This is a genomic window from Maritalea mediterranea (assembly GCF_021568695.1).
Lineage (GTDB): Bacteria > Pseudomonadota > Alphaproteobacteria > Rhizobiales > Devosiaceae > Maritalea > Maritalea mediterranea.
The window spans coordinates 211936-226841 of the sequence record NZ_JAKGTI010000001.1; the positions used below are offsets into that span (position 1 = coordinate 211936).

Below are 14906 nucleotides of genomic sequence, written 5' to 3' on the forward strand. Positions count from 1 at the left end.
CGCAGAATGAGAACATATAAACAATCTATCAGTTCAGGGCGGGAGCGCACTCCCGCCCTGCGATAAGCTCGCTTAGAAGCGTGGTGAATCTTCACCCAGCCATTTGATGATCAGCTCGTTCAATGTGCCGTCATCTTTCATGGACTGGATTGCCGCATCAAAATCAGCGCGCAATTCTGGATCAGATTCGCGGAAGGCCATGCCAATGCCGCCACCCAACGGGATATCTTCGCCAACAAACACCATGTCACCATTGGAATCTTCAACCAATGGGATCAGGAAGTCTTTGTCAGACAGCACCGCATCTGCTTCGCCATTGCGCACTGCAGCCACGGTTTCGTCAGGGGTTGCAAATTCCAGCAAAGTCGCGCCGGTGGTGGCAATGTGTGCCGCCTGAATTGTGCCGGTTTGCGCCGCCACAACACCACCATCAAGATCCACATCCGCGCTCAGCGCTGCATAGGCTGAAGGTGAAGGGGGTGTGTAATTCTGGGTGAAGTCAACAACTTCTTCCCGCTCTGGCGTGATGGACATGCCCGCAATAATTGCATCATAGTTGCCTGATACCAGGTTTGGAATGATGGAATCCCAATCATTGGTCACCCACTCACAGTCTTTTTCCGCGCGCTTGCACAATTCGTCGCCAAGCTCACGCTCAAAACCGTCAACTTCGCCATTATCATTGATGAAGTTGTATGGAGGGTAAGCCCCCTCGGTACCGAGGCGCACAGTATCCGCCATCGCAAAGCTTGTGCTCATGGCCAGAACGGCAGCAGAAAGCAACAGTTTTTTCATTGTAGTCTCCCTTGGTTTTACCTCTTAAAGAGATCTTGAGTTGGTTTAATCCGAAACGGTCGCACTCAAGAATTGCTGTAGCCGTTCGGTTTTGGTGTTCTTGAACACCTCATCAGGGGTGCCTTGTTCTTCAATGCGACCCTGATGCAAAAAGATAACATGGTCAGACACATCTGCGGCCAACCGCATATCATGGGTCACCAAAATCATGGTGCGGCCCTCTTTGGCCAAATCCTTGATCACTTTCACCACTTCTTGCTCCAGCTCCGGATCAAGCGCGGATGTTGGCTCGTCAAACAGCAGCGCTTGTGGCTCCATGGCCAGCGCGCGGGCGATCGCCGCCCGTTGCTGTTGCCCGCCGGAAAGCTGGGCCGGATAATTGTCGCATTTGTCGCCGATGCCCACCTTGTCGAGCAACATGCGCGCCCGTTCTTCCACGGCGGCTGGGTCTTCCTTCAACACCGTCACTGGCGCTTCCATCACATTTTGCAAAATGGACATATGCGCCCAAAGATTAAACTGCTGAAACACCATGGTGAGGTTGGTGCGGATGCGGATCACTTGCGCCTTGTCAGCAGGGTGGCGGTTGAGCCCTTCACCCTTCCAGTGCACCGGTTCGCCATCAAAAATAATATCACCCTGTTGGCTGTCTTCCAGCAGATTGACGCAACGCAAAAGGGTCGATTTGCCGGAACCGGATGAACCGATCAGGCTCACCACGTCACCCTTATGGGCAACAAGGTCCACACCCTTCAATACTTCAAGATTGCCATAACTCTTATGCAGGTCACGTATTTCAATAATTGGTGTTTGGGTATCCGACATATTCTCTTTCATCGTTTGGTCGCAATTAAACGATCTAGCCCAAATTGATTTATGGCACAATCAGCTTTTAACAGCACAATTGCCCATAAAACGCCGAAATTTATCGAAAGGAAAGAGAAAAGCCTGTGCGGGCGCGGCACAGATTTGGTGGTTGGATGGCACAAACATGCGCTCACACTCGCCGCCGGACCATTGGTCAGGTGCAAATCCATCTGATATGTCCTCCCTCGCATCAGGTCCAATCTCTCGGGCCTGAATTGCGCTGTCCTCACAACGCCTTACCTGCAAATTCAATATTTGCGATATGTTTAATGTCAGTATGACCGATTATTTTTTGACTGAATAGTCATTATTTTGCGCAAATATCAACTAAGATTTCGCATATTGAATAGGTCTTTTTGACGAAATGAAAAGGGCGGCCACTTGGGCCGCCCGATCAACATTGTTAGGCTGCTTTGTCGGTTTTTTGCGCTGTCTCCAGCGGTTTGCCCAGGAACATGCCGCCAAATCGGTTGTCCAAAAACTCATCCAGATCGATTTGCTCTTGGCGCACAAAGCCTTTGCTTGGCAGTTTGCCGGTCCGCATCAAATCCATCGCCGCGGTCACGCCTGCAGCTGTTGTGATTTGAATGGCCGTCCATTCTTTGCCCGCCACGTCCATTGGTGTGGACACATTGAGAAAAGATTTTTCTTCATATTTGCCGTCAATCGTGCCGGTTGCGGTGCAGAACACGGTCACCGTGTCTTGTTTGGTCACCGGCAGGGCTGTGTTGAAAATCTCGCACATCAAATCTTGACGGTCCTGCAATTTCAAATCCTGTAGCAAGATTTTCAAAATATCGCGGTGACCCGGATAGCGGATCGACCGATAGGAGACATTTTTCGCATGGCCAGAGAGCGTGTCGCACAAGGTGCCCAGGCCACCTGACGTGTTGAAGCACTCAAACTCAGTGCCGTTTAAGGTGAAGGTTTGCAAGTTTTCAAGCGGTGGCACTTCCACCAGCTTTCCATCCACCAGCGCTTCACAGGGGTTGCAATATTCATTCACCATGCCTTCGGTAGACCAGGTGATATTATATTTCAGCGCATTTGTCGGGAAGCGCGGCAACGCGCCCACACGCATGGACAAATCTTCAACCTTGTCGAACTGCTTTGCTAGGTGATAACCCGCCACGCCCACAAAGCCGGGGGCCAGGCCACATTGCGGCATAAAGGCGGTGTCGGCGTCTTTCGCCAAATCCATCACAAACTTGGTGCCCCTCACATCTTCGGTGAGGTCGAAATAATGGGTGCCCGCCTTTTTTGCGCCGGTGGCAATGGCGGGGGTCAAGAAATAGGGCGCGGCGCTCAACACCGCTTGCTTATCCTTCAAGGCAGCCACCAGCTCATCTTCTTTGGTCACGTCAACTTTGGCCGTTTTCAGACCCAGTTTGGCCACTTCCGCCAAGGCGGCTTCATTGGTGTCGGCAACGGTTACGCTATATTCAGGCTGGCTTTCCAGAACCACACCCACCATGCGGCCAATTTTACCGGCGCCAACAATCAAAACATCCCAATTCATATCTGTCCCTCTGGTTTGATTTTTTAAACTGTTAAAATTGTGCCAGCGGGGAATGTCATTGCCTAGAATCTGAAACGCCATTTTGATGACATAATGACGATATCAGTGTGAAATATCCGTCATTATGACGAATATTAATCTTTGAGTAAGGTCTTAACACATGGGAATTCTTGCATTGTTTTGGAAACTGCCCCATCGTCATTTTATCAATTGATTGTCTTTTTGTCGGTAGGGAGAAGGGGTATGGAAAAACCCATCCGGGATGAGTTGGATCGGCAACTGATCGCGCAATTGCAGTTTAACGCCCGCGCCAAAACCTCCGACATCGCCAAAAAACTTGGCATCGCCCGCACCACCGTGCATGAGCGCATCGCCCGGCTGGAACGGTTGGGCTATATCAAGGCCTACACAGTGCAACTGGCCGAAGATCCGGGCCGCCAGCATGTGGAAGCCCTGGTGATGATCGAAGTGCACCAGCAACAGGGCAAACAGATCGCCGACAAGCTCAAGGATTTTCCTGAGGTCAAACTCTGCCTCGCCATTAATGGCGAATATGATTTGCACCTGTCCGTGGAAGCGCCGCAGCTCGAAGATATTGACGAAATCATTGATGAAATCGCCCTCATCCCCGGCGTTCGCCGCACCCAGACATCACTGGTGCTGGGGCGCAAATTTGATCGGCGGTAAACTAGATGTGTGCCGCTTAAGGAAACGACCCACCGCACAAAATATCCTCATCCACCACCGTCATTACCGGACTTGATCCGGTAATCCATGTAGCGGTGGCCCCATGGCAAAGCTTTGGTGAAAAAAGCGCTAAGGCTTTATCTCGTCTCAATTTCTGCTTGGCCCCCGGATCAAGTCCGGGGTGACGTTGGAAGAAAGCTGCCAATCCAACCTAATCATCAAATCCGACCAAAAAGCCGGGTTCGTAATAATATTCTTCCAGATTTTCCCCCGGTCCACCCCGGTCAATCACCACAAAATCGCTGGTCTTTTCCAAGGTGGTCAGCACCCCGTGCCAGCACCCCATTTTCAAATTGATGCCCTGGCCCGACTGGGTCAGAAAAGCGAGCGGCGTGCCCGGTGTGCCCGCCTCATCTGGTGCCACAATCACCAAAAAGGGTCGCTTGCTCATGGGGATAAAAGCTTGTGAGCCCAGCGGATGCCGTTCGACCATTTTGAGGTGCAGCGGAATATCATAGGGCTTGCCGCGGAAAATATTTACCAGCGGTCGCGGTTCAACCCCGCTAAGCTCCACCGTGGCCAGATCATTATAGCGGGTGCACATGCCATTATTGATCGGAAAGTGCTCGGCTTTGTCCAGATCGATCACTTCGCCATAAGGCGCAAAACCTTCAATACTCAAGGACTTAATGGGGATAAAGGGGACTTCCATTTACGCCCCCAAAGTCAGCTTCATATGCCGGTTCACGTCTTTATAAAGCAAATAGCGGAACGGCTCCGGCCCGCCCGCATAGCAGGCCTGCGGGCAAAAAGCGCGCAGCCACATAAAGTCCCCCGCTTCCACTTCCACCCAATCCTCATTCAGCCGATAAACCGCCTTGCCCTGCAGCACATAAAGCCCGTGTTCCATCACATGGGTTTCAGCAAAGGGGATGGTGCCCCCCGGCTGAAAGGTGACAATATTCACATGCATATCATGGGCTACATCATTGGGGTCCACAAAGCGCGTGGTGGCCCATGCCCCATCCGTATCTGGCATGGGAATGGGCTTGTGGTCATGCTCATTGGTCACAAAGCTCGTTGGCGCATCGATCCCATCCACCGTCTCATAGGCTTTACGAATCCAATGAAAGTGCAGCGGTACGTTTGTTTCATTCGCCAATTGCCAGTCCGCGCCCACTGCCAAATAGACATATGAGCCTGCGCTCAGCTCGTGCTTTTGCCCCTCAAGCGTCAGCGTGCCGTCGCCCTCGGTCACAAATAAAACGCCTTCAGCACTTGGGTCTGGCTCCGGCCGCGTGCTGCCGCCACCGGGGGCAACCTCCATCACATATTGTGCAAAGGTCTCGGCAAAGCCGCTCAGCGGCCGGGCAATAATCCATGCGCGGGTGTGGGTCCAATGCGGCAGGTTGGACGTGACAATATCGCTAAACACCCCTTTGGGGATCACCGCATAGGCATCCGTGAATTTCGCGCGATCGGTCAGCAATTGCGTTTGCGGCGGCAGGCCACCTTTGGGCGTATAATATTGGCTCATCTAGTTCTCCCCAAACATATCCTTCAACCGCAACAGGGCAATCCGCTCCACTTGCTGACACGCGGTGGTAAATTCTTGATCTCGGTCATGATGCACGCGCTTTTGAAACTGTTCAAGAATCTGATCCTTGTTCAACCCTTTCACCGCAATGATAAAGGGAAAACCGAATTTGGCGGTATAGGTCTCATTTAACGCGGTGAACGTTACACGCTCTTCATCCGTTAAAGCGTCCAAACCAGCGCTTGCCTGTTCTTTGGTCGACTCTGCGGTCAATCGCTTCGCCGCGGCCAGCTTGCCCGCCAAATCCGGATGCGCCCGCAGCACTTTCAGCCGCTCGCTTTCCCGCGCTTTTCTGAACTGCGCCGCCAACGCTGCATGCACGCCAACCGCACAATTATGCGCCGGGCCAAGCTCGGCTTCATAGGCCCGCTCCGCAATCCAGGGCGAATGTTCAAACACACCGCCAAACTGATCCACAAAAGCTTTGCGGCTCATATTGACCACATCAAATGTCGGCGCTGCATAGGGGTGATGTTCCATCCAATAGCGCGCAATATCAATGCGCCGCGCCACCCACACATCAGGCTTGGATCGGATATAATCGAGGAACCGCCTGAGCGCCATAATCCGCCCGGGGCGGCCAATCAGGCGGCAATGTAGCCCGATATTCAACATTTTGGGGGCGCCCGTTTCGCCTTCAGCGTAAAGCGCGTCAAAACTGTCTTTCAAATAGGTGAAAAACTGATCGCCGCTGTTAAAGCCCTGCACAGCCGCAAAGCGCATATCGTTGGCATCCAGCGTATAGGGAATAATCAATTGCGGCTGTTGCGCTTCTCCCTGCGGCGCCCGCCAATATGGCAAGTCATCGGCATAACTGTCCGACACATAACCAAAGCACCCCATTTCCTGGGTCAGCGCCACTGTATGGTCCGAGCAGCGGCCCGTATACCAGCCTTGGGGATAGGCGCCCGTGGCTTCATAATGCAGCTGGATCGCTTCCTTCATATGGGCGCGCTCTTCGCTTTCCGTGAAGTCCTTATATTCGATCCATTTCAGTCCGTGCGAGGCGATTTCCCACCCGGCTTCTTGCATCGCGGCCACTTGCTCGGGCGAGCGTTTCAGCGCGGTCGCTACCCCATAAATGGTCAATGGCATGTCAAATTGGGTGAACAGCTCATGCACGCGCCAAAACCCGGCCCGCGCCCCATATTCATAGATGCTTTCCATGTTCCAATGGCGTTGGCCCTGCCATTGTTGTGCGCCCACAATTTCAGACAGAAAGGCTTCAGACGCTTTGTCCCCATGCAACAGGCAGTTCTCGCCACCTTCTTCATAATTGAGTACAAATTGCACGGCGATCTTGGCGCCGCTCGGCCATTGGACTTTTGGCTTGCTGCGGCCATAGCCGCGCATGTCCCGCTCATAACGCTGTGGTTTATCGCTCATTATTCTACCCTTTGCGATGCCATTTTTTACTTTGGCGAAAGTGCGATTTGCATGCACTATGCATGAAGCCGTGATTTGCGCCTAGGGGGAAATCTCAGGGCTTGTCTAATTTTTGACCATTTGTTAAAATTTATTGACACGGTCCCCGTTGTCGCGGCAAAAATGCACCATTGAAGGGGGAGATCATGGCTTCAGGCAAACTAACAACCCATGTGTTGGATACGGCACGCGGCTGCCCGGCAAGCGGCTTGCAGCTCTGCCTATTTGAGTTGAATGGCGATGTGCCAACGCAAATTTTGGAAACCCGTACCAATCACGATGGACGAGTCGATGGTCCCCTTTTAGAAGGTTTTTTGAAAACGGGCACCTATGAGCTGCGCTTTATGGTGGCAGATTATTTCAAAAGCCACGGCATAGAAGAGCCGAATGGTGCTTTTTTGGATGAAGTGCCAGTGCGCTTCGTTATTGCCCGACCGGATCAGCATTACCATCTGCCATTGTTGCTGTCGCCCTATGGCTATTCCACCTATCGCGGGAGCTGATATTGAATTTTGATTCAAAAATCACTTTTTGGCTGAATGATGAAAAAATTGAGCTGGATAAGCTCAAATCAGACCAGACTTTACTTGATTTTTTACGGCTAGAAAAAACACTTCGCGGCACCAAAGAGGGGTGCGCCGAAGGCGATTGTGGTGCCTGCACCGTGCTGGTGGGACGGCTGAAAAACGGCAAATTTCGCTATCAGGGCGTCAATGCCTGCATCAGCTTTGTGGCCAGCCTGCATGGCACGCATATTGTGACCATCGAGCATTTGAAGGGCGATCAGGGGCTACACCCGATCCAGCAAGCCATGGTGGACTATCACGGTTCTCAATGCGGCTTTTGCACCCCCGGCTTTGTGATGTCACTCTATGCCATGTGGATGGAAAAGGCTGATCCAACCACAACTGAGATCGAGGAAGCGCTGCAAGGCAATCTCTGCCGCTGCACCGGCTATCAACCGATCGTCAAAGCCGCCCGCAATATCGCAAAATTTGGCAGCTTGGAGCAGGATTTCCTGGTCAAAGAGCGCCAGCAAAATATCGATCGTCTGCAGGCGTTGGAAAATGTCACGCCGATCGCCATATCGCAGGGCGACGATCAAATCTTTGTGCCCAAAACCAAGGCGCAATTGGCCGAAATCTATGCCGCCCACCCGGACGCGACTTTGGTGGCCGGGGCCACAGATGTCGGCCTCTGGGTCACCAAATTTATGCGGTCGATCACGCCATCCATATATCTGACCGCGCTCAATGATTTTGACGCGGTCGAGGAAAAAGATGGGCAGCTGATCATTGATGGGGGTGTGACCTACACCAACTTGCTGCCGCTGATTGATGAAAAACTGCCGCAACTCAGCACCTATTGGCGACGCATTGGCGGCGCGCAGGTGCGCAATATGGGTACCATTGGCGGCAATATTGCCAACGGTTCCCCGATTGGCGACACGCCACCGCCGTTAATCGCGCTCGGCGCAACCCTCACCCTTCAAAAGGGCGATGAAACCCGCCAATTGCCGTTGGAGACCTTCTTTATCGACTATGGCAAGCAGGATCGGGCACCCGGCGAGTTTGTTGGGCAGATTGAGGTGCCGCTGCCCAAACCCGAAGCGCATTTCGCCACCTACAAAATTTCCAAGCGCCGCGACGAAGATATTTCGTCGGTCGCTGCTGCCTTCTATCTCGAGATAGACGGCGACAAAATCGGCGCTTTGCGCATTGCTTATGGCGGCATGGCGGGCGTGCCCAAACGTGCCACCCATGTGGAAGCGGCGCTGAAGGGTCAGCCGCTCACCCGCGACACATTTGAAAACGCGCTCAATGCTTTCGACCAGGACTTTACCCCGCTCACCGACATGCGCGCCCGTGCCGCCTATCGCCAGCAAGTGGCGAAAAATCTGCTGCTGCGCTTTTTTGACGAGCATTTTGGTGAGGCGGAGAGTTTAGATACATTGCGCCAAGCCGCATTGGTGGAGGTGAATTGATGAGCCAAAAGCAATCTGCCCTCGGCCCGAAACCGCACGAATCCGCCCACAAACATGTGGCCGGTGCCGCCGATTATCTTGATGACATCAATGAACCGGCGGGCACGCTGCACGCCTATATCGGCCTCAGCACGGTTGCCGCAGGCACCATTGAAAGCATGGACTTCACCGACGTGTTGACGCACCCCGATGTTTTGGGTGTGCTCACCACTGATGACATTCCCGGCGAAAATGATGTCAGCCCCACGGCGCTGCATGATGATCCGATCTTTGCCGACAAAGACGTGCAGTTCCTCGGCCAGCCCATCGTTGCCGTGATCGCCACCCACCGAGATGCGGCGCGTCGTGCGGCGAAAAAAGCCAAGATCACCTATCAAGAAAAACCGGCCCTCATCGATATTCGCGCCGCTGAAAAAGCAGGTGGAGAATTTGTGACCCCGTCACTCACTTTGAAAAATGGTGACGTGAAAGCGGCGATGGAAAAGGCCCCAATGCGCCTTAAAGGCGAAATGGAAATTGGCGGGCAGGATCATTTCTATCTGGAAGGCCAAATTGCTATGGCCATCCCGGGCGAAGATGACACTGTGAAGGTCATCTCCTCCACCCAGCACCCATCTGAAGTGCAGCATATGGTGGCCCACGCTTTGGGCACGCACCAACATGCCGTGAATGTGGAAGTGCGGCGCATGGGTGGCGGCTTTGGCGGCAAAGAAACCCAGGGCGCCTTGTTCGCCTGTGTGGCGGCCATCGCCGCGAAAAAATATAAGCGCGCAGTGAAAATTCGCCCGGATCGCGACGATGATATGGTGATGACCGGCAAGCGCCACGATTTCCTCGCCACCTATGAGGTGGGCTTTGATGAAAGCGGCAAAATCCACGCACTGGATGCTGACTTTGCCGCCCGCTGTGGCTTCTCCGCTGATCTTTCCGGCCCGGTGACCGACCGCGCGCTGTTCCATGCGGACAATTGCTATTTCTTCGAAAATGTCGAACTGCGCTCGCGCCCGCTCAAAACCAACACCGTGTCCAACACCGCTTTCCGCGGCTTTGGTGGTCCGCAGGGCATGATTGGCGGCGAACGGGTGATTGAAGAGATCGCCTATAAGCTGGGCAAAGACCCGCTTGAGATACGCCGCGCCAATTTTTATGGCCCGAATACCGGCAACACCACGCCCTATCACCAGATTGTCGATGACAACATCATCGCCCAAGTGGTGGACGAATTGGAAGAAAGCGCCGACTATCAGGCCCGGCGCCAAAAGGTGCTTGAGTTCAACAAATCCCACAAAAACCTGAAGCGCGGCATTGCGCTCACCCCGGTTAAGTTCGGCATATCCTTCACCGCCACCTGGTACAATCAGGCAGGCGCTTTGGTGCATATCTATAAGGATGGCTCCATCCTGCTCAATCATGGCGGCACGGAAATGGGGCAGGGGCTTTATTCCAAAGTGGCGCAAGTGCTGGCGGACGAGTTGCAGGTCGATCCGGCCCGCGTCAAAGTTAGCGCCACCCGCACCGACAAAGTACCCAACACTTCTGCCACCGCCGCCTCCTCTGGCACCGATTTGAACGGCATGGCCGCCGCCGACGCGGCGCGGCAATTGAAGGCACGGCTGGTGCGGTTCGCCGCCGACAAGTTCCAGATCGAAGAAGCCGACGTGAAGTTCGGCTACGAGCATTTGGATTGCGCCGGCAAGCAAGTGCCGTTCGAAGAACTGATCGCCGCCGCCTATATGGAGCGCGTGCATCTGTCCGCCGCCGGGTTTTACAAAACCCCCGAGATTCACTGGAACCGGGAAACCGGGCGCGGCACGCCGTTCTACTATTATGCCTACGGCGCAGCTGTTTCTGAGGTCGTTATCGATACGCTCACCGGCGAATATTTTGTGGACCGCGTGGACCTCCTCCACGATGTGGGCAACTCGATCAATGAAGGCATCGATTTGGGCCAGGTCGAAGGCGGCTTTATTCAGGGCATGGGCTGGCTCACCACCGAAGAGCTCTGGTTCTCCGATAAAGGCGAACTGAAAACCCACGCGCCCTCCACCTATAAAATCCCACTGGCGTCCGACCGGCCGCGCACTTTCAATACCAAGCTGGTGACCTGGTCGAAAAATGAAAAGCGCACCACCAAACGGTCTAAAGCGGTAGGCGAACCGCCCTTTATGCTTGCCATTTCGGTGCTAGAAGCTCTCTCCATGGCCGTGGCTAGCGTTGCCGATTATAAAATCTGCCCGCGCCTTGATGCCCCGGCAACGCCGGAGCGCATTTTGATGGCGGTGGAAAGGCTGAAAGGGCAGCGCTGATGGGGGCGATTTCCACTTGGCAACAATTCTGGGCGCAAGCAAAGGGCGAGGCCGTTTTGGTGGAAATTCTAGCCGTCAAAGGCTCCACCCCGCGCGATATGGACGCAAAAATGGTGGTCAGCGCGTCAGAAATGTTCGGCACCATTGGCGGTGGCCAGGCCGAATATATGATGATAGACGAAGCCCGCAAAATGCTGCGCCAAGGTCAGGATCATCGAGAGATAGACTTGCCACTCGGCCCGCAAATCGGCCAATGCTGCGGCGGACATTTCACCTTCTCCCTGCGTCGCTTGGATGCTCACGCGGCACAGATTTTCGAACAGAATTTACGCGACGAAGCGGATGCCCATACCCCAATCTATATTTTTGGGGCAGGCCATGTGGGCCGCGCTTTGGCACAGGCGCTAAAGCCATTGCCGTTCAAGCCGATCCTGATTGATCAACGCGCCGAAGAATTGGCCAAACTTGACGGCATCGAGAAGCGTCTGAGCCCACTGCCGGAGGCAGAATTGCGCACCGCACCAGATGGGGCAGGCGTGGTGGTGCTCACTCATGATCACGCGCTGGACTTTATGATCACGGGTGAAGCCTTGGCCATGAACCGCTTTTTCTATGTCGGCATGATTGGCTCAAAATCAAAGCGCAACACCTTCCGCTCCTGGTTGGCCGACGCCTATCCAGATGCATCATTCGATCAATTGGTGCTGCCTATTGGCGGCGCCAAGGTCAAAGATAAACGGCCCGAAATGATCGCGGCGTTGGTGGCGGCAGAGTTGATCGAGCAACAGGCGGCACAGGCGCAAACAGCCAAGGTGAAATTAGGGGGCGTATATGCCAGATAGTGCAATTTTTTACGAATGGATCGCCTTTGGCGTGCGCTGGTTGCATGTGATCACCGCTATCGCCTGGATCGGCTCCAGCTTCTATTTCATCGCCTTGGATCTGGGCCTCAAGCCCAACCCGAAACTGCACAAGGGCGTGCGCGGCGAAGAGTGGCAGGTCCATGGCGGCGGTTTCTACCATATTCAAAAATATATGGTCGCGCCCGAACATATGCCCGAGCATCTGATCTGGTTTAAATGGGAGGCCTATACCACCTGGCTCTCCGGTTTCGCCCTGCTCGCCATTGTCTATTATGTCGGCGCGGACCTTTATCTGATCGACCGCAATGTCATGGATATGGGCGTGCCGCTCGCCATCTTCCTGTCGGTCGCTTCCATTGCCGGGGGCTGGATCATTTATGATCTTTTGTGCAAATCCCCGATCGGCAAAAGCGAGACAGGCCTGATGGTGCTGCTGTTTGGCGTGCTGGTCTTTATGGCTTGGGGTTACACCCAAATCTTCACCGGTCGCGCCGCGCTGCTGCATTTGGGGGCCTTCACCGCCACCATCATGTCGGCCAATGTGTTCTTCATCATCATCCCCAACCAAAAAGTAATTGTGGCGGATTTGAAAGCTGGCAAAGAGCCGGACCCGGCTTTGGGCAAACAATCCAAACAGCGCTCGGTGCACAATAATTATCTCACCCTACCGGTGATCTTTTTGATGTTGTCGAACCATTACCCGCTGGCTTTCGCCACCCAATATAATTGGGTGATCGCGTCGATGATCTTTTTGATCGGCGTGCTGATCCGTCATTTCTTCAACACCAAGCATGAAACCGGCAAGTCATTGAGCTGGACATGGTTTGTCTCGGCGGTGCTGTTTATCCTGATCATGTGGCTCTCCACCAATCCGAAAATCTCTGGCCTCACCGAAGATAAAATGGCCACCCTCAACGCCGCGCCCTATATGGAATCCGCACAATTTGAAGAGGCGCGCGACACGGTGATGGGCCGTTGCGCCATGTGTCACGCCGAAGAGCCGGTGTGGGACGGGGTGCATCAAGCGCCGAAAAATGTCATTTTGGATAATGACCAAGCCATTGCCGCCTATGCCAAAGAGATTTATATCCAGGCCGGGCGTAGCCACGCCATGCCGCCGGGCAATGTGACCTACATGTCAAATGAAGAGCGCGAGCTGCTTGTGGCATGGTATGAAAGCGTAAATCAGTAGGACCGATCAATATGAGTGAAAAACTAGTCCGTGGGCGCTTGCTGAGCTTCCACGCGAAACCGCAAGCGCGTGATGATGACAGCGCCTATCGCTATATTGAAGATGGTGCTTTGCTGGTGCGCAATGGCACCATCGCGGCCATGGGCAGCTTTGATGAGGTGAAAGCCAAAGCCGCCAAAGATGCGCCGATTGACGATCATCGCGGCAAGCTGATCCTGCCCGGCTTTATTGATCCGCACATTCATTTCCCGCAGATGCAGGTGCTGGCCTCCTATGCCGGGTCACTTCTGGAATGGCTGAACACCTACACCTTTGTGGAAGAGCAGCGTTTCGGTGACGCCGCTCACGCCGCGCGGATCGCAGACCACTTAATGGATGAACTCATCCGCAACGGCACCACCACCGCCAGCGCCTTCTGCTCGGTACATCCCGGCTCGGTCGATGCCTATTTCAGCGCCGCGTCCCACCGCAATATGCTGATGCTGGGCGGCAAAGTGATGATGGACCGCGAAGCGCCAGACGCGCTCACCGACACACCGCAATCCTCCTATGATGACACCAAAGCTGGGATTGAAAAATGGCACGGGCTCGGGCGCAATTATTATGTGATCACCCCCCGCTTTGCCATCACCTCCACCCCGGAGCAGTTGGAAGTCGCAGGGGCGTTGGCGAAAGAATTTCCAGACCTGCACATTCAAACCCATTTGAATGAAAACAAAAACGAAATCGCTTTCACCAACGAGCTCTATCCTGACGCGGGCGACTATTTTGGCATCTATGAAAAATATGGTTTGGTGGGCGAGAAATCCCTGTTCGGCCATTGCATCCATATGAGCGATCGCGAGCGCGACGCGATGTTTGATTCCAGATCGGTTGCCGTCTTCTGTCCCACCTCGAATATGTTTATCGGCTCCGGCCACTTTGATTGGCAAAATATGGAAGGCGTTCAAAATCAGGGGCGCATTGGCTTGGCAACCGATATTGGCGGCGGCACCTCCATCTCCATGTTGCGCACCATGGATGAGGGCTACAAAGTGCTGCAATTGCAAGGCCAGCGCCTGCCACCTTTGGTTAGCTTTTATCAAGCGACTTTAGGCAACGCAGAAGCCCTCTCATTGCAAGATCGCATAGGCACTTTGGACGAAGGCAGCGATGCCGACTTTATCGTCCTCGACGCCGCAGCAACCCCGGTGATGAAACTCCGCATGGAGACGGTCTTTGATCTGGAGCAGGAACTCTTCATGCTCCAAACCATGGGGGACGACCGCGCCATCGTGGAAACCTATGTCGCAGGCGAAGCGCTCAAATCAAAGCTGAGTGGGTAATACCCGCAGTGGCCGTCCCAGCCTCGAGCGGGGACCAATGATCAACTCAGCGCTAGGCGTGTTGGCCCCGGATCAGGTCCGGGGCGGCCCTGTGGGTGGTGTGGTGTGATCATGGCAGTCTGTAATAACTGCGAAGCGCTGAAGTCGAAGCTGGTAGGCAACCCAAATCCCAACATCTCCGCCGTCATTCCCGCGGAGGCGGGAATCCAGATCGGAATACCGCCACGGCAATGCGCATATGTTGCTCACTTTGGCTCGCGCTTACTGGATCCCCGGGTCAAGCCCGAGGATGACGCTGCGGTGCGTTTTGAAGTCCAACCACACACTGCCGTCATTACCGGACTTG

General features: G+C 54.2%; 13 protein-coding genes. 7 read left to right on the top strand and 6 right to left on the bottom strand.

The window, feature by feature from the left end; all coding sequences use genetic code 11:
- Positions 1-72: 72 nt before the first annotated feature.
- From L1I42_RS01060 to L1I42_RS01070, 3 genes are all read right to left on the bottom strand, one after another.
- The gene (locus tag L1I42_RS01060; RefSeq protein WP_236112637.1) at positions 73-795 is read right to left on the bottom strand and encodes a transporter substrate-binding domain-containing protein; all 723 of its coding nucleotides are present in this window, start codon (positions 793-795) and stop codon (positions 73-75) included.
- 45 nt (positions 796-840) lie between these two features.
- Entirely contained in the window at positions 841-1620 is a 780-nt protein-coding gene (locus L1I42_RS01065) for an ABC transporter ATP-binding protein (RefSeq protein ID WP_236112639.1), read from the bottom strand.
- A gap of 445 nt (positions 1621-2065) precedes the next feature.
- On the bottom strand, positions 2066-3181 hold the full coding sequence (locus L1I42_RS01070; protein WP_236112641.1) for a saccharopine dehydrogenase family protein: 1116 nt from the start codon (positions 3179-3181) through the stop codon (positions 2066-2068).
- A 243-nt stretch (positions 3182-3424) separates the two neighbouring features.
- On the opposite strand from L1I42_RS01070, the gene L1I42_RS01075 reads away from it, so the two are divergent.
- Positions 3425-3868 (top strand): Lrp/AsnC family transcriptional regulator, encoded by a 444-nt coding sequence (locus L1I42_RS01075; protein ID WP_236112642.1) that lies wholly within the window; start codon positions 3425-3427, stop codon positions 3866-3868.
- 211 nt (positions 3869-4079) lie between these two features.
- Here the strand turns inward: L1I42_RS01075 and L1I42_RS01080 are convergent, their stop codons facing one another.
- From L1I42_RS01080 to puuE, 3 genes are read right to left on the bottom strand one after another with little or no spacing between them, the layout of a single operon-like run.
- Entirely contained in the window at positions 4080-4580 is a 501-nt protein-coding gene (locus L1I42_RS01080) for an ureidoglycolate lyase (protein ID WP_236112643.1), read from the bottom strand.
- Complete coding sequence (locus L1I42_RS01085; RefSeq protein ID WP_236112646.1) at positions 4581-5405, bottom strand: bifunctional allantoicase/(S)-ureidoglycine aminohydrolase; 825 nt, start codon at positions 5403-5405, stop codon at positions 4581-4583. It abuts the gene before it with no gap.
- Complete coding sequence (puuE, locus tag L1I42_RS01090) at positions 5406-6851, bottom strand: allantoinase PuuE (RefSeq protein ID WP_236112649.1); 1446 nt, start codon at positions 6849-6851, stop codon at positions 5406-5408.
- 182 nt (positions 6852-7033) lie between these two features.
- On the opposite strand from puuE, the gene uraH reads away from it, so the two are divergent.
- Genes uraH through guaD form a run of 6 tightly spaced genes read left to right on the top strand, consistent with a single transcriptional unit; the run spans position 7034 to position 14560 of the window.
- Complete coding sequence (gene uraH, locus L1I42_RS01095; protein ID WP_236114141.1) at positions 7034-7393, top strand: hydroxyisourate hydrolase; 360 nt, start codon at positions 7034-7036, stop codon at positions 7391-7393.
- Complete coding sequence (gene xdhA / locus L1I42_RS01100; protein WP_439651481.1) at positions 7390-8874, top strand: xanthine dehydrogenase small subunit; 1485 nt, start codon at positions 7390-7392, stop codon at positions 8872-8874. The genes uraH and xdhA overlap by 4 nt, the downstream gene beginning before the upstream one ends.
- Positions 8874-11180 carry a xanthine dehydrogenase molybdopterin binding subunit gene (xdhB, locus tag L1I42_RS01105; RefSeq protein ID WP_236112653.1) on the top strand — a complete coding sequence of 769 codons (2307 nt, stop codon included), beginning with the start codon at positions 8874-8876 and terminating at the stop codon, positions 11178-11180. Before xdhA ends, xdhB begins: the two co-directional genes overlap by 1 nt.
- Positions 11180-12022 (top strand): xanthine dehydrogenase accessory protein XdhC, encoded by an 843-nt coding sequence (gene xdhC, locus L1I42_RS01110; RefSeq protein WP_236112654.1) that lies wholly within the window; start codon positions 11180-11182, stop codon positions 12020-12022. The genes xdhB and xdhC overlap by 1 nt, the downstream gene beginning before the upstream one ends.
- A complete protein-coding gene (locus L1I42_RS01115) occupies positions 12012-13235 on the top strand; it encodes a urate hydroxylase PuuD (RefSeq protein ID WP_236112655.1) in 1224 nt (407 codons plus the stop codon). Before xdhC ends, L1I42_RS01115 begins: the two co-directional genes overlap by 11 nt.
- Positions 13236-13246: 11 nt before the next feature.
- The gene (gene guaD, locus L1I42_RS01120) at positions 13247-14560 is read left to right on the top strand and encodes a guanine deaminase (RefSeq protein ID WP_236112657.1); all 1314 of its coding nucleotides are present in this window, start codon (positions 13247-13249) and stop codon (positions 14558-14560) included.
- Positions 14561-14906 lie beyond the last annotated feature (346 nt).